General features: G+C 58.5%; 16 protein-coding genes. 8 read left to right on the top strand and 8 right to left on the bottom strand.

Annotation, left to right across the window (positions count from 1 at the left end):
* Positions 1-14 precede the first annotated feature (14 nt).
* Complete coding sequence (gene mbfA, locus CFBP6623_RS14860) at positions 15-998, bottom strand: iron exporter MbfA (RefSeq protein ID WP_080842392.1); 984 nt, start codon at positions 996-998, stop codon at positions 15-17.
* A 138-nt stretch (positions 999-1,136) separates the two neighbouring features.
* Between mbfA and CFBP6623_RS14855 the strand changes: the two genes are divergently transcribed.
* A complete protein-coding gene (locus CFBP6623_RS14855; RefSeq protein ID WP_046799234.1) occupies positions 1,137-1,610 on the top strand; it encodes a group III truncated hemoglobin in 474 nt (157 codons plus the stop codon).
* Between the two features lie 189 nt (positions 1,611-1,799).
* Positions 1,800-2,903, top strand: coding sequence for a TRAP transporter substrate-binding protein (locus tag CFBP6623_RS14850; protein ID WP_046799233.1), 1,104 nt, complete (start codon positions 1,800-1,802; stop codon positions 2,901-2,903).
* Positions 2,904-2,910: 7 nt separating this feature from the next.
* On the opposite strand, the gene CFBP6623_RS14845 is transcribed toward CFBP6623_RS14850, so the two are convergent.
* On the bottom strand, positions 2,911-4,005 hold the full coding sequence (locus CFBP6623_RS14845; protein WP_046799437.1) for a helix-turn-helix domain-containing protein: 1,095 nt from the start codon (positions 4,003-4,005) through the stop codon (positions 2,911-2,913).
* Positions 4,006-4,147: 142 nt separating this feature from the next.
* Here CFBP6623_RS14845 and CFBP6623_RS14840 point away from each other — a divergent pair, with 142 nt between their 5' ends.
* Positions 4,148-5,221: an alpha/beta hydrolase family protein gene (locus CFBP6623_RS14840; protein WP_046799436.1), complete on the top strand. Its 1,074-nt coding sequence runs from the start codon at positions 4,148-4,150 to the stop codon at positions 5,219-5,221.
* A gap of 14 nt (positions 5,222-5,235) precedes the next feature.
* Here the strand turns inward: CFBP6623_RS14840 and CFBP6623_RS14835 are convergent, their stop codons facing one another.
* From CFBP6623_RS14835 to CFBP6623_RS14825, 3 genes are all read right to left on the bottom strand, one after another.
* The gene (locus CFBP6623_RS14835; RefSeq protein WP_046799232.1) at positions 5,236-5,754 is read right to left on the bottom strand and encodes a GNAT family N-acetyltransferase; all 519 of its coding nucleotides are present in this window, start codon (positions 5,752-5,754) and stop codon (positions 5,236-5,238) included.
* Positions 5,755-5,774: 20 nt separating this feature from the next.
* Positions 5,775-6,356 carry a helix-turn-helix domain-containing protein gene (locus CFBP6623_RS14830; RefSeq protein ID WP_046799231.1) on the bottom strand — a complete coding sequence of 194 codons (582 nt, stop codon included), beginning with the start codon at positions 6,354-6,356 and terminating at the stop codon, positions 5,775-5,777.
* Between the two features lie 95 nt (positions 6,357-6,451).
* On the bottom strand, positions 6,452-6,853 hold the full coding sequence (locus CFBP6623_RS14825) for a ketosteroid isomerase-related protein (RefSeq protein WP_046799435.1): 402 nt from the start codon (positions 6,851-6,853) through the stop codon (positions 6,452-6,454).
* Between the two features lie 73 nt (positions 6,854-6,926).
* On the opposite strand from CFBP6623_RS14825, the gene CFBP6623_RS14820 reads away from it, so the two are divergent.
* The 3 genes from CFBP6623_RS14820 to lepA all read left to right on the top strand — a co-directional run bounded on the left by CFBP6623_RS14820 (position 6,927) and on the right by lepA (position 10,301).
* Positions 6,927-7,535 (top strand): GNAT family N-acetyltransferase, encoded by a 609-nt coding sequence (locus tag CFBP6623_RS14820; protein ID WP_046799230.1) that lies wholly within the window; start codon positions 6,927-6,929, stop codon positions 7,533-7,535.
* Positions 7,532-8,401, top strand: coding sequence for a carbon-nitrogen hydrolase family protein (locus CFBP6623_RS14815; RefSeq protein WP_046799229.1), 870 nt, complete (start codon positions 7,532-7,534; stop codon positions 8,399-8,401). The genes CFBP6623_RS14820 and CFBP6623_RS14815 overlap by 4 nt, the downstream gene beginning before the upstream one ends.
* A gap of 61 nt (positions 8,402-8,462) precedes the next feature.
* Positions 8,463-10,301, top strand: coding sequence for a translation elongation factor 4 (gene lepA / locus CFBP6623_RS14810; RefSeq protein ID WP_046799228.1), 1,839 nt, complete (start codon positions 8,463-8,465; stop codon positions 10,299-10,301).
* A 69-nt stretch (positions 10,302-10,370) separates the two neighbouring features.
* On the opposite strand, the gene CFBP6623_RS14805 is transcribed toward lepA, so the two are convergent.
* Positions 10,371-10,778: a DUF2000 family protein gene (locus CFBP6623_RS14805; protein WP_046799227.1), complete on the bottom strand. Its 408-nt coding sequence runs from the start codon at positions 10,776-10,778 to the stop codon at positions 10,371-10,373.
* Here CFBP6623_RS14805 and CFBP6623_RS14800 point away from each other — a divergent pair.
* Positions 10,753-11,649, top strand: coding sequence for an AraC family transcriptional regulator (locus CFBP6623_RS14800; protein WP_080842737.1), 897 nt, complete (start codon positions 10,753-10,755; stop codon positions 11,647-11,649). The two genes, CFBP6623_RS14805 and CFBP6623_RS14800, sit on opposite strands and share 26 nt — an antisense overlap.
* Here CFBP6623_RS14800 and CFBP6623_RS14795 read toward each other — a convergent pair whose 3' ends face one another.
* Positions 11,650-12,537 (bottom strand): NAD(P)/FAD-dependent oxidoreductase, encoded by an 888-nt coding sequence (locus CFBP6623_RS14795; RefSeq protein WP_046799226.1) that lies wholly within the window; start codon positions 12,535-12,537, stop codon positions 11,650-11,652. It lies immediately after the preceding gene.
* Between the two features lie 154 nt (positions 12,538-12,691).
* On the opposite strand from CFBP6623_RS14795, the gene CFBP6623_RS14790 reads away from it, so the two are divergent.
* Positions 12,692-13,150 carry an Rrf2 family transcriptional regulator gene (locus tag CFBP6623_RS14790; protein ID WP_046799225.1) on the top strand — a complete coding sequence of 153 codons (459 nt, stop codon included), beginning with the start codon at positions 12,692-12,694 and terminating at the stop codon, positions 13,148-13,150.
* A gap of 78 nt (positions 13,151-13,228) precedes the next feature.
* Here CFBP6623_RS14790 and CFBP6623_RS14785 read toward each other — a convergent pair whose 3' ends face one another.
* Entirely contained in the window at positions 13,229-13,546 is a 318-nt protein-coding gene (locus CFBP6623_RS14785) for a hypothetical protein (RefSeq protein ID WP_046799224.1), read from the bottom strand.
* Positions 13,547-13,597 lie beyond the last annotated feature (51 nt).

Raw genomic sequence — 13,597 nt, 5'->3', positions numbered from 1 at the left:
GGGCTCTTTCTTTTTCACCCGTTGCCGATGATGATGCCGGCTGCCAGAACCAGCGAACCGCCAAGCACAACCTGAAACACCGCCCGCAGGAACGGCGTTTCCATGAAGCGGTTCTGAATGAAGGCAATGGCCCAGAGCTCCACGAAAACGACGACGGCAGCAATGGCCGTGGCCGTCCAGAAATGCGGAATGAGATAGGGAAGCGCGTGACCGAGGCCACCGACGGCCGTCATGATGCCAGAAGTGAAACCCCGCTTTACCGGCGAGCCGCGGCCCGAAAGCTTGCCATCATCATGGGCGGCCTCGGTGAAGCCCATGGAAATACCCGCGCCGACGGAAGCCGAGAGACCGATCAAGAAGGTCTGCCAGGTATCCTGCGTGGCGAAGGCGGCCGCGAAGATCGGCGCGAGCGTCGAGACAGAGCCATCCATCAGGCCAGCAAGGCCCGGCTGCACGTAGGTCAGCAGAAATTGGCGTTTTGCGGTTTCAGCCTCTTCGGTCTTGCCATCTGCATCGAGATGTTTCTCTTCCAGCATATGCGCCACGTCTTCGTGGCCCCGCTCCGCCTCAGCCAGATCACCGAGCAGTTGGCGCGTCGAGGCATCGGTGGTGCGCTTGACCGCTTCATCGTAGAACCGGATCGCCTGCGCTTCCATCAATTCGGCCTGGGCGCGAATTTTCTCTAGCGACAGGTTTTTCACCAGCCAGTCCGGCGTGCGCTCGTAAAAGCCGCGCACGTGTTCGCGGCGGATCAGCGGGATGGTTTCTCCAAAACGGCGGCGATGCATATCGATCAGCACATTTCGATGCTGCTGCTCGACTTCGGCCATGTCATCAAAAACCTTTGCCGATTGCGGATATTGTCCGCGCAGATGATCTGCGTAGGAGCGGTAAATACGGGAATCATCCTCTTCCGACGAGATGGCGAGCGCCAGGATTTCCTGTTCGCCAAGCGAAGAGAAGGGGCGTTTGGAAAGGGAAAAAAGACTACGTAACATGGCTTAAACCTTTTTAGAATAATTCTAAATACAGCGACACACCTTCACAATCAAGCTCTTTAGAATAATTCTAATACGTCAAAGCGTCGCATTGCCCAGCGCGGCCAAGCGGCGTAAATTCACGGAAAAGGAAGCACGATGCAGGATCCCATCGCGGCAAAGGCCGCCCATAGCGCGGAGATTCAAGACCGGGCGGAAAGAGCCATGGCAGAGATCGGCGTTGATTCCGGCTTCATCGATCTGCTGGTGGAGACATTTTATAGCCGCGTTCTAAAACATCCGACGCTCGGACCTGTCTTTGATGCACGTCTTACCGGGCGCTGGCCGGAACATATGGCCAAAATGAAACAGTTCTGGGCAGCCGTCGCCTTCAAGAATGGCGGTTACGGCGGCAAGCCGGTGCAGGCGCATCTGGGTGTCAAAGGCATGACGGCCGAACTTTTCCCACAATGGCTCACATTATTTTCGGCGACGCTTGATGATATCGCGCCGAGCAGGGAGGCCCATGACTGGTTTATGGAAACGGCCGAACGCATCGCGAGAAGCCTGACGCTGTCGCTGTTTTATAATCCTGCAATAGACGATCCGGCATTAAAACCCACTCAACCCTGACCACGGCGGGGCGGAGGCCACAAGCAGAACGCGATCACGTGCCAAAACAGCAATCGACAGGCATTGCAGAAGAGCGCGCAAGTTTGGAACATTCCCTCTTGATGGCTGCAAGGATAAATGTTTAGTAGCCCTTGGGAGGCGTACCGTGCGGTTCGCCCGTAATATGCAGACGTATCAGGGCTTATCGACATGGATCGCAGATCATTTATCCGCAAGGCGGGCGCTCTCAGCGCCGGTGTTACCGCAACTGCGCTGGCCGCTCCGGCCATTGCGCAGGAAAACCCCAAAATCACCTGGCGCATGACGTCATCCTTCACCAAGGGCCTCGACATTCTTTTCGGCGCCGGCCAGATGGTCGCCGATCACGTCAAGGAAGCTTCCGGCGGCAACTTCGTCATCCAGCATTTCGCCGGCGGCGAAATCGTGCCGGCGCTGCAGGCGGCGGATGCGGTGACGGCCGGAACCGTCGAAATGGCGCATACCTGCGCCTATTATTACGTCGGCAAGGACCCGACCTTCGCGCTCGGAACCTCGGTTCCCTTCGGTCTCAACGCGCGCCAGACGAATGCCTGGTTCAACCAGGCCGGCGGCAATGAGCTGCTCAACGAATTCCTTGCCCAGCACAATATCTACTCGATCCTGCTCGGCAATACGGGCGCTCAGATGGGCGGTTGGTTCCGCAAGGAAATCAACACCATCGATGACCTGAAGGGTCTGAAGATGCGCATTGCCGGCTTGACCGGCCAGGTCATGCAGAAGGTTGGCGTTACCCCGCAGCAGATCGCCGGCGGTGATGTCTATGCCGCTCTGGAAAAGGGCACCATCGACGCGACCGAATTTGTCGGCCCCTATGACGACCAGAAGCTCGGCTTCTACAAGGTCGCAAAATACTATTACTATCCTGCATGGTGGGAAGGCGGCCCGGCCGTTCATGCTTTCGTAAACCTGCAGAAATTCAACGCGCTGCCGGAAAACTACAAGCGCATCCTGAAAGACGCCTGCGCTGCCGGCAGCGCCAGCATGCTGGAGCGCTACGACGCGCACAATCCGAAGGCTTTGAAGGAACTTGTGGCGCAGGGCGCCATCCTGCGACCGTTCAGCCAGGAAATCCTCGATGTCTGCCACAAGGCGGCGCAGGAAACCTATGCGGAGATTTCGGCCAAGAACGAGAACTTCAAGAAGATCTACGAAAGCCAGCAGGCATTCAAGAAAGACGCCTATCTCTGGGCCCAGATCGCCGAATATACCTATGACACCTACATGATGATCCAGCAGCGCAACGGCACGCTCTGATCCCTCATCATTTTCCGACCATCTTCAGACGGTCATCCGGCATCTGCCGGGTGGCCGTTTTGTTTGGCGAAACCAGCTTCCACACCTGTCGTTCACGCCAGTCCACCGGGCTCATGCCGGTAACACGGCGAAATTCCCGGTTGAAGTTGGACTTGGTCTGGAAACCCGAGGAAAACATGATCGCCGTCACCGATTGCTCCGTCTCTTCCAGCAGCCGGCAGGCCTCGCGGATACGGAGCTGGTTGACATATTGCGAGACATTGATGCCGAGGGAACGATTGATCGCGCCTGATATCTGCCGGCTTGGCAGGCCGAAGCGCCTGGCCAGCCGCGTCAGGTTGAGGTTCTCGTCACGGTAAAGCGCATGTTTTGTCATAAGTTGGTCGAGGCTTGCGACTATGTCGCGGTCCTGTTCCGATGGCTCTGAGGGAGGCGGCAATTCCTCAGCCGGCTCTGCAGCCGTTTGCGGCGCTTTGCTTTTTCCAGCCAGGGCGGCCATCAGACCGATCAGCAAAAGCCCGAAAAGATTGGCATTGCTAACAAGTGCGGCGACATTTTCCCCATGCGCCCACTCAAAATCGAGGAACACGAGAAGATCGAACAGCGCCGAAACACATAACGCCACAGCGGCGATGATCAGCGCCCTGTGCGCCGAGGTGACGCTGGCGAATTGCGCCTCATCCAGCCCATCCGGCCCTTTTCTTCCCAGAAGAAGCAGTGCGGCGGCATGGCCGACAAAGATGAGGATCAAGGCAAGATCAATCGCCACCGGCAAGGCGAATTCCAGAACAATAATCAACAGAGGCGAGAGCACGAGACTTGCCAGCATCGCTCTCCTGCTATCTGCCCCGACCCTCATCAAGCCGCGAAAGGCGATATGGACAAGTGGCGGCAGGCAGGCGGCGAGGACCGGCAGGACATAACGCACCGCATTCACGCCATAGCCCCAGCGCAGGCCAACAAGAACCGATTGCACCGCGCAAAGCGCAATCAGCGCCAGAAAGGCGCGGTTCGTCCGCACATCGTCTCCGCCTCGAAAAAAGACGATGAACATGACGACCAGCAGAAGCGCCACGACGAATGGCAGGGGAATGAAAAGCACGAACAAATATCCCGGATCGACGACCTGTTGTCTTTTCATGGACCAGATCGCGTTTCGGTACGACCTCAAACGCGATCAAGGACGCGGAAAACAGGTGACAATGCAGATTGGGTCTCGTTCTTCCGACCGCAAGAGGTTTTTCATGCGCCCCATCATCACCATCACAACCATGCTGTTTTCCGCTCTCATTACCCAGCCGGCTTTTGCAAATGAAGCTGTGGGCGTCAGCGAAATCGCCATCCATTCTCCCGAACGTGGCAAGGATCTAGCCGTTACCGTCTGGTATCCTTCGGAGGGCAACGGCACGCAGACGCTTTCCGGCGAGGACCGGATTTTTCAAGGCACGCCCGTCTTCAAGGACAGCGCAGTGCAGCCGGGTCGCCTGCCGCTGGTGCTTCTGTCACACGGCTCGGGCTCGAGAGTGAGCGGCATGGCCTGGATCGCCGCAAAGCTTGCGAGCGAAGGTTTCATCGTCGCCGGCGCCAACCATCCCGGCACTACCAGCGGCGATTCCACACCTGCCGATACGCCGAAAATCTGGGAGCGGACGGGTGATCTCTCTACGATCCTCACAGCACTGACGACGCAGGGCAAATGGTCGGGCGCGATCGATGCGCAGAGGATCGGCGTCCTCGGCTTTTCGCTCGGCGGCAGTGCGGCAATGGAGATTTCGGGCGCACGCGCCGATCTCAATGCCTATGCGCGTTATTGCGAAGACTATGCCACGATGATGGATTGCCAATGGTTCGCCGGCGGCCGGGGTTACCTCGATGGCGAGCCGGTGAGCGTGCCGAAGCTCGATCTCAGAACCCTCGACAAGGCCCGTTTCGAGCAGCAGAACCGCGATCCACGCATTCGTTCCGCCGTGCTGGTCGATCCTGGCCTCGCACTCGCCTTCCAGCCGGACAGCCTGAAAACAATCGGTATTCCGCTGACCTTCATCAATCTCGGCAGCAAGGGGAAAATTCCGCCGGCCGTGCTGGCGGACAAACTAGCAGCCGAGGTGCCCGGCGCGACCTATCAGCAGGTCGATGAGGCCAACCATTTCAGCTTCCTGCCCCTATGCAAACCGGATGCCGATGCATTTCTCAAATCCGTTGGCGAGCGCGATCCGATCTGCGAACCGGCCGGGCCACGCGACCGTGCGGATATTCATGCCGAACTGGAAAAGATGATTGTTGCCGCCTTCAACCGCACGCTGAAGCCGGGACAATAAGCGGCGGAAATGTGCTAGCCGATCCGCTTGTAAAATAGCGTCGTGCCGCAATAGCGCCCATCGGGAAACAGGGCGTAATCGGGAATGACCCCGACCTGCTCCCAGCCAAGTCGGGGATAGATCGCCTCTGCATCGCTGCCCGTGGCCGTATCCAGCACCAAAAGGGTACGGCCACGTTTTGCCGCCTCCTCTTCCACCTTCTGCATGAGCTTGCGGGCAAGCCCGAGACCGCGGGCCGAGGGATGCACGAGAAGCTTCATCAGATCACCGCGATGTGGCTGGTTGGGTTTGGAAGCGAGGCCCACCTGCACGGTGCCCACCACCTTGCCATCCATTTCCGCCACCACATGGATCGTACCGCCCTCGCCCGCCGCTTCCGCCACGGCTCGCCAGAAGGGCTCTGCATCCTGCGGAGAGAAAGGCAACATGAAACCGACGGATGCGCCGCCGTTGACGCAGGCGGAGAGAACTTCGCAGAGCTCCGGAAGCACGTCGAGCGTCTCTTGCCCGTTCAGCACGCGGATGGTGTCCATAAAAAACTCCTCTGGAAAGATCAGCGCTGTCTTTGGTCTAGCACGACGGCGTAACGGGCGGGTTTTTCGGAAGGATTGTGAAAAACATGGCCCTCACCGACCGGCATGAAAAGGCAATCTCCAGCCTCCATCAGATGCACCGCGCCGCCACTCGTCATCTCCATAACCCCTTCGAAAAGCCAGACATATTGCGTCATGCCGCGGCTTGCCGCATGCGGCGGAAAACCGACACGCGCACCGGGTGGAAACTCGACCTCGACAATATCGACATTGGAACCGACACGCGGCGGGGAGATGGCGCGGCGGACATAACCGGTTTCGGGATCTTTCCAGAGCTGCTGGTCCCGCTTCTTCACCAGCGGGGACATCGCCTGTTCATTTTCCGCGAAGAAGCCGGAAAGCGACAGGCCGAGTGCGGCGCAGATGCGGGCGAGCAGCGACGCGGTCGGGCTCGCCTCACCACGTTCGATGCGGGAAATCATGGCACGGCTGACGCCGGATTCGGCGGCAAGCTGGTCCAGCGTCAGGCCGTTTTCAGCCCGCAACGCCCTGATCCGCTCACCGATCGAACTTTCGAGAATATGATCTTTGTTTTCCATCATATGAGATTAGAATTCCCATATGATGGAGTCAATATCCACGATAGTGGAAAAACGATTACTGTCGGGTGGTCATTGTAGCGGGAAAGGCCAAGGCCTCAGGCGCCGACCTGGGCAATCCAGTCGTTCAGATTATAGTAGTTTGTTACTCGGCTAACTTTTCCACCCTTCAGGTCGAAGAAGGCACCGGCGGGCAGGACGTATTTCTGGCCTTCGGCTTGCGGCAAGCCCTCATCGGTCACAAGATATTCGCCGTTCACGGTGAATTCGGCAGAGGCGCGTTTGCCGTCTGCGCTCGCCATGATCACCATGTCGGTGAGGTTTTCCTTATAGCAGCGGTTCATGTGGTCCATGAAGGAGGCAAAAGCGGCCTTGCCGGTCTGGCGCTCGCCCTGATTGATGTCATGCACCACCTCGTCATGAAGAAGCGCCAGAAAGGCATCCATGTCCTGTCGGTTGAAGGCATCGTAATAGGCGCGGATGGTTTCAGTAGCGGTCATCATCTTCTCCGTTCAAAGCTTGCGCGGGTTTTCCATGACGGTATAACCAGCGGAACCGAAAGTGAAAATGCCCATGACCGTCGAAATCAAGTCTCTTTCCGGCATCGATGCTTCACCCTATTTTGATGATCTCGCGCGGCTGCGGATCACGGTGTTCCGCGCTTTCCCCTATCTCTACGATGGTTCGGTGGAGTATGAGCGCAAATATCTGGCCACCTATGCCGATACGAAGGGCGCTGTTTTCGTGCTGGCACTCGACGGCAGGCAGGTTGTCGGCATGTCCACGGGCATGCCCATGGCGGCGGAAACCGACGAGGTGAAATCGCCTTTCCTGGCGGCCGGTTACGACCCGTTGCAGCTGTTTTATTTTGGCGAAAGCGTGCTGTTGCCGGATTATCGCGGTCACGGCATCGGCGTGCGGTTCTTCGAGGAACGGGAGGCCCATGCCAAACATCTGGGCTTTGACTGGTGCACCTTCTGCGCTGTCGAGCGGCCCGCCGATCACCCGCGCCGCCCGGCGGATTACATGCCGCTGAATGCCTTCTGGGAAAAGCGCGGCTATCGCCACCACCCCGAGCTGCGCACCAGCTTTACCTGGCAGGATATCGATGAGAGCGTCGAGAGCCCGAAACCGCTGTCCTTCTGGATGAAGAACATCGCCGCAGGAGATAGAAACCGATGACTCGCCTCGCCGCCAGCCAATATGCCATCGAACTGATCGAGACATGGGAAGCCTATACGGTGCATCTTGCGGCCATCGTGCGCGAGGCAAAAGAAACGGGTGCGGAACTGCTGCTTCTGCCGGAATATTCGGCGATGGCGCTGACAGGGCAATTGCCGCCCGAGGCACGGTCGGATTTGCACCGTTCCATCGAAGAGATACAGCCGCTTATTCCTTCCTGGGTGGAACTTTGCGAAGAGCTGGCAAGGCAACATCAAATCCTCTTCCAGCCGGGCAGCGCGCCGGTGAAGGACCCGGACGGCAAGTTCCGCAACCGGGCATGGCTGTTTGGGCCGGACGGGTTGATCGGTTATCAGGACAAGCAGATCATGACCCGTTTCGAGCGGGAGCAATGGAACATCCATGCCGGTACGGAGGGCCTGAAAGCCTTCGACACGCCAATCGGCAAGCTCGGCATCCTCATCTGTTACGATAACGAGTTTCCCATGCTCGGCCGCAGGCTGGCGGAGCTTGGCGCGGAACTGGTCCTCGCTCCCAGCTGCACCGACACGCTGGCCGGCGCTTACCGGGTGCGCATCGGCGCGCAGGCGCGGGCGCTGGAAAACCAATATGCCGTGCTCTCCTCCCCCACCGCAGGTGAGGCCCCATGGTCGCCCGCCGTCGATGAAAATCGCGGCCGTGCGGCGCTTTACGTGCCCTCCGACTACGGCATGCCGGCATCCGGCATCATTGCGGAAAGCGAAAGCGATTTGGTGACGCAAAGCACGCTGCTGATCGCCGATATCGATCTCGCCACCGTCGCAAGGCTCAGGACCGAGGGGCAGGTGGCCACCCGCCGCGACTGGCCGGAGCAATTTGCGAGCTGAAAAGCCCATTTTAAAGGGCTTTTAACCAAATTCCCGCTTTGCGGCATGAGAAGCCCCTGCTATAGCGCGGGGCATGAGCACAAATTCGACCCGCACGCCCCTGGACCATATCCGCAACTTCTCGATCGTTGCCCACATCGATCACGGCAAATCGACGCTGGCCGACCGGTTGATCCAGTCGACGGGCGGCCTTGCCGAACGCGACATGTCGGAACAGGTTCTCGATTCGATGGATATCGAGCGCGAGCGCGGCATCACCATCAAGGCCCAGACCGTGCGCCTGCACTATAAGGCGAATAACGGCGAAACCTATGTGCTGAACCTCATCGACACCCCCGGCCACGTCGACTTCGCCTATGAGGTTTCCCGTTCGCTTTCGGCCTGCGAAGGTTCGTTGCTGGTCGTGGACGCCTCGCAGGGCGTGGAAGCCCAGACGCTCGCCAACGTCTATCAGGCGATCGACAACGATCACGAACTGGTAACGGTGCTCAACAAGATTGACCTGCCGGCGGCCGAACCCGACCGCATCAAGGAGCAGATCGAGGAAGTGATCGGCATTGATGCTTCCGACGCCGTGATGATTTCGGCCAAGACCGGACTTGGCATTCCCGATGTTCTGGAAGCCATCGTCAACCGCCTGCCGCCGCCGACGAGCGAAGTTGGCGAAAACGGCCCGTTGAAGGCACTGCTGGTCGACAGCTGGTACGACACCTATCTCGGCGTCATGGTTCTGGTACGCGTCATCGATGGCGTGCTGAGCAAGGGCCAGCAGATCCGCATGATGGGCTCGGGCGCCAAATACGGCGTCGAGCGCGTTGGCGTGCTGACCCCGAAGATGGTCAATGTCGACAGCCTCGGCCCCGGCGAGATCGGTTTCATCACCGCCTCGATCAAGGAAGTCGCCGATACGCGTGTTGGTGATACGATCACTGACGACAAGCGCCCGACCGCGCAGGCCCTGCCCGGCTTCAAGCCGGCACAGCCCGTGGTGTTCTGCGGCCTCTTCCCGGTCGACGCGGCCGACTTCGAGGATTTGCGCGCGGCAGTGGGCAAGCTTCGCCTCAACGACGCCTCCTTCTCTTTCGAAATGGAATCGTCAGCTGCTCTCGGCTTTGGTTTCCGTTGCGGCTTCCTTGGCCTGCTGCATCTGGAAATCATTCAGGAACGCCTTGAGCGCGAGTTCAATCTCGATCTTGTCGCCACAGCACCTTCGGTTGTCTATGAAATGACGCTGACTGACGGTACCGAGAAGGAACTTCACAACCCGGCCGACATGCCTGACGTTGTGAAGATCAAGGAAATCCGCGAACCGTGGATCAAGGCGACGATCCTGACGCCCGACGAATATCTCGGTGGCATCCTGAAACTGTGTCAGGACCGGCGCGGCCTGCAGACGGAGCTGACCTATGTCGGCAACCGCGCGATGATCACCTATGAATTGCCGCTCAACGAAGTCGTGTTCGATTTCTACGACCGGCTGAAATCCATCTCCAAGGGTTACGCCTCGTTCGATTACAACATCATCGACTATCGCGAAGGCGATCTCGTCAAGATGTCGATCCTCGTCAATGGCGATCCTGTCGATGCGCTTTCCATGCTGGTGCACCGCTCGGCGGCCGACCGGCGCGGACGCGGCATGTGCGAAAAGCTGAAGGAACTCATTCCGCCGCACATGTTCCAGATCCCGATTCAGGCGGCCATCGGCGGCAAGGTCATCGCCCGTGAGACCGTGCGCGCGCTGCGCAAGGACGTGACGGCGAAGTGTTATGGCGGCGACGCGACGCGTAAGCGCAAGCTTCTGGACAAGCAGAAGGAAGGCAAGAAGCGCATGCGCCAGTTCGGCAAGGTGGAAATTCCGCAGGAAGCCTTCATCGCCGCTCTGAAGATGAACGACGAATAAGCAGCGCTCATACTGCATCGCTATTGGAGGGAGGCTTACAGCCTCCCTTTTGCGTTTGAAGGAATATCTTCAAGCGTGCAGCTTTGCGCCCTTGGTGATCTTGTCAACGATCTTCTTGTCCGCCCTCAGCGCCATGCCGACCACCCTGGCATTGTCGGGAGAAAACTCCGAAAACACCTGGCGGTTGGCAACATCGTGCCCGGTCGCGAACATCTCCTCGATATAGAGCGATGTCGTGATGTCGCGTTCGAGGGACCGTTGATGAATTTTGCGCAGCGCCTCCTGATCCGTGGCCATGACCACCACCGGCTGGATGGACAGGGGGTTATAGACGTTGCCTGCGCCATCGCGGTATGGTTCCCCAATGATCTCTCCGGTCTGGGCGACAATGCCCGACATGAGAAATGCGGTAACGTTCAGTTTTTGCCATACGGCAAGGTCATCACGAAGGATGACGGCGATCTTGGTATCAAACATGCAAACTCAATCTGGCTGTGGTTACGAAAGAGAAGCAACCCTAGACCCTCCGCACGTCATCGATCTTGAACGTTCGTGCAAATTCGAGGGTATAGTCCAGGCGCCCGCAAGCGAGGGCATAGAACGTATCGAAGCGCGCTTTCATGGCAATGCCTATGCGCCGCATCGCCATGATACCTATGCGCTCGGCGTCACGCTTGCCGGCGTCCAGACCTTTTCCTATCGCGGAACCTCGCATTTCAGCATGCCGGGAAATGTCATCGTGCTGCATCCCGACGAAGTGCACGACGGCGGCGCAGGCACGGATGAGGGCCTGCGCTACCGTATGCTCTATCTCCCTCCTGAAAAAATCGCGCAGGCGGGATATCAAACGCTGCCCTTTGCAAAGAATCCCGTCATCGAAGACCCCGCGTTCCGGCAATGCCTGATCGAAGCTCTCGCCAATCTCGAAAGCAAGCCGGACAATCTGCTCCTGACCGACTGGCAATCGAGACTGGCGGATCTGCTTTCCAAACATTCGAACGGTAGCGCTACAACCATCAAACGGATTGACCGGGGCGCCGTTCTGCGGTGTCGGGACTATCTGCTGGAGAACAGTGCCGACACTGTTGGTTCAGAGGAACTGGAGCGAATAAGCGGGCTCGACCGCTTTACGCTCTTCCGGCATTTCCGCGGCCTTCTGGGAACCAGCCCGCATCGTTATCTCATCATGCGGCGGCTACAAAAATGCAAGGAGATGATGCGGGCCGGCGCCAGCCTTGCTGAAACGGCATTTGCCTGCGGGTTTGCCGATCAAGCGCATTTTACCCGGCATTTCAAGAACGCCTTTGGCATGCCGCCCGGGCGCTGGCTGAGCCTCGCCTCCAACTGATCATTCCGGAAACAGGATCGACCGGTGAGCCGCAGCACCTGCCATGGCACCGTCGCCCACCGCAAGGGCGACCGTGCCTGCCGGCCTTGCAACATCACCGCAGGCAAAGACGCCACGGGCGGTGGTCTGTTTCATGGCATCAATCACGATGCTCGATCCCATGGGCCCCTCCTCCACGGCGCAGCCAAGTTTTCCGATCCAGTCCGAGGTGATCCGCAGTTTCGGCTGGGTGAAAAGGCCAGCGAGCGCAATGCTGCGGCCGTCGGACAGAACGACATCCGCATGTCCGGCAATTTCCGCGATACGGTCTTTTTCCACACGGACACCACGGGCGGACAGAAGCGCATCCTGATCCCTATCCGGCACGAATATGCCATTGGTAAAGAAAGTCGTCGCCCCCCAGTCCGGCAGCATCAGGGCGTGATGAATAGCCATGGGTGAAGCCGCAATAACGCCGATTTTTCCCTGATCGAGTTCGTAACCATGGCAATAGGGGCAATGAAAGACCGAAGAGCCCCAGCGCTCTTTCAGCCCGGTTATGTCGGGCAGCTCATCGGTAACGCCCATGGCAAGGATGAGCCGGGCGGCACTTTCGCGGTGATGACCATCGATCTCGACGGCGAAATCGCCAAAAGACCCCTCGGCATCGGTCACCCTGCCTTCTGCCCATTCTATTGTCTGATAGCGCTCGATCTGGCGGCGCGCTTCGGCGACGATCTCGCCCGGCGCCTTGCCATCCTGACCAAGAAAACCATGGGAATGGCTGGCAAAACGGTTCCTTCTTTTACCGGCATCCACAACAAGAACGTTCTTTCTGGCGCGGCCCAGCTGCAGGGCGGCGGAAAGACCGGCATAGCTGCCGCCGATGATGATGACGTCGAATTTCATGATGCACCTATCGTTCAAGACCGGGCAGGAAGCGCCCGTTCATTTTCACGATACTTATATTGTTACGTGATTTTTCGAGTCAAGGGTCATGCAACTTATATTGTTACGTCAGTTCGGAACTGATAGCGTTGCAAAAAACAAATGGGCTTGCGCAATGAGACACGATACGCGCCTTTCAAGGGTGCTGCATATTCTGATCCATATGGAGAAACACGAGAGAGCGGCGACCTCCGAAAGCATCGCGGCCATGCTGCAGACCAATCCTGTCGTGGTGCGCAGAACCATGGCGGGCCTGCGAGAGCATGGTTATGTCTCATCGGAAAAGGGCCATGGCGGCGGTTGGGTCCTGGCGCGACCGCTCAGCGAGATCACGCTGCTTGATATTTACCGGGCGCTCGGTGCACCGGAGCTGTTTTCCATTGGTCTGGCGGGCGACAATCCCAACTGCGTTATCGAACAGGCGGTCAACGAGGCCCTTTTTGATGCCATGAAAGAGGCTGAGAACATCCTCCTGTCCCGCTTTGGAAGCATAACGCTTGCAGCGCTGGCGGAAGAATCGATCGCCCGCTGGTCCAAAGTGTCCAATAACCCCTCGGCGATGGAACAGCTCTAAAGGCGAAAAGACGCTGATTGCATCCATGAAAGAACCGCCTGCCCGAAGGCAGACGGTTTTTTCATTTTAGTCAGCCCATTACGGCTGGGTCTGAGTGCCACCCGTATTCGGGCTTGCCGGGGCCGTGTTGTTTGCCGGCGGTGTTGCCGGTGCAGTCGGCGCCATGGGTGCCGGTGCCTGATCCGTGACCGCGGGCGGCGTGGTGGACGATGTCGTGGCCGGATCGGTGGTCGGGCCGCTCATCTGCGACCAGGCGAAAACGCCCACCAGCACGACGACGATGATCGCCAGCCACGGCACCCAGGACGACGAGGTCCGGGCAGGAGGCTCATTGCTGATATTCAGTTCCGGACGAAGATCGCGGTCCGGGCGCGGGTTGTTGGGATCGAATGTCATGGTATTTCTCCTCTTCACTCTGCGGAGAAAACGGTGTTCACGCGATTTTGT

It is taken from the genome of Agrobacterium tumefaciens, assembly GCF_005221385.1.
Classification (GTDB): Bacteria; Pseudomonadota; Alphaproteobacteria; order Rhizobiales; family Rhizobiaceae; genus Agrobacterium; species Agrobacterium tomkonis.
Note: the sequence above shows the minus strand (reverse complement) of the source record. Positions and strands in the feature narration are given on the sequence as shown.

Coding starts and splice junctions, on each gene's coding strand:
- mbfA (WP_080842392.1), bottom strand. CDS start 998: ATGTTACGTAGTCTTTTTTCCCTTTCCAAACGCCCCTTCTCTTCGCTT.
- CFBP6623_RS14855 (WP_046799234.1), top strand. CDS start 1,137: ATGCAGGATCCCATCGCGGCAAAGGCCGCCCATAGCGCGGAGATTCAA.
- CFBP6623_RS14850 (WP_046799233.1), top strand. CDS start 1,800: ATGGATCGCAGATCATTTATCCGCAAGGCGGGCGCTCTCAGCGCCGGT.
- CFBP6623_RS14840 (WP_046799436.1), top strand. CDS start 4,148: ATGCGCCCCATCATCACCATCACAACCATGCTGTTTTCCGCTCTCATT.
- CFBP6623_RS14835 (WP_046799232.1), bottom strand. CDS start 5,754: ATGGACACCATCCGCGTGCTGAACGGGCAAGAGACGCTCGACGTGCTT.
- CFBP6623_RS14830 (WP_046799231.1), bottom strand. CDS start 6,356: ATGATGGAAAACAAAGATCATATTCTCGAAAGTTCGATCGGTGAGCGG.
- CFBP6623_RS14825 (WP_046799435.1), bottom strand. CDS start 6,853: ATGACCGCTACTGAAACCATCCGCGCCTATTACGATGCCTTCAACCGA.
- CFBP6623_RS14820 (WP_046799230.1), top strand. CDS start 6,927: ATGACCGTCGAAATCAAGTCTCTTTCCGGCATCGATGCTTCACCCTAT.
- CFBP6623_RS14815 (WP_046799229.1), top strand. CDS start 7,532: ATGACTCGCCTCGCCGCCAGCCAATATGCCATCGAACTGATCGAGACA.
- CFBP6623_RS14800 (WP_080842737.1), top strand. CDS start 10,753: ATGACGGCGATCTTGGTATCAAACATGCAAACTCAATCTGGCTGTGGT.
- CFBP6623_RS14805 (WP_046799227.1), bottom strand. CDS start 10,778: ATGTTTGATACCAAGATCGCCGTCATCCTTCGTGATGACCTTGCCGTA.
- CFBP6623_RS14795 (WP_046799226.1), bottom strand. CDS start 12,537: ATGAAATTCGACGTCATCATCATCGGCGGCAGCTATGCCGGTCTTTCC.
- CFBP6623_RS14790 (WP_046799225.1), top strand. CDS start 12,692: ATGAGACACGATACGCGCCTTTCAAGGGTGCTGCATATTCTGATCCAT.
- CFBP6623_RS14785 (WP_046799224.1), bottom strand. CDS start 13,546: ATGACATTCGATCCCAACAACCCGCGCCCGGACCGCGATCTTCGTCCG.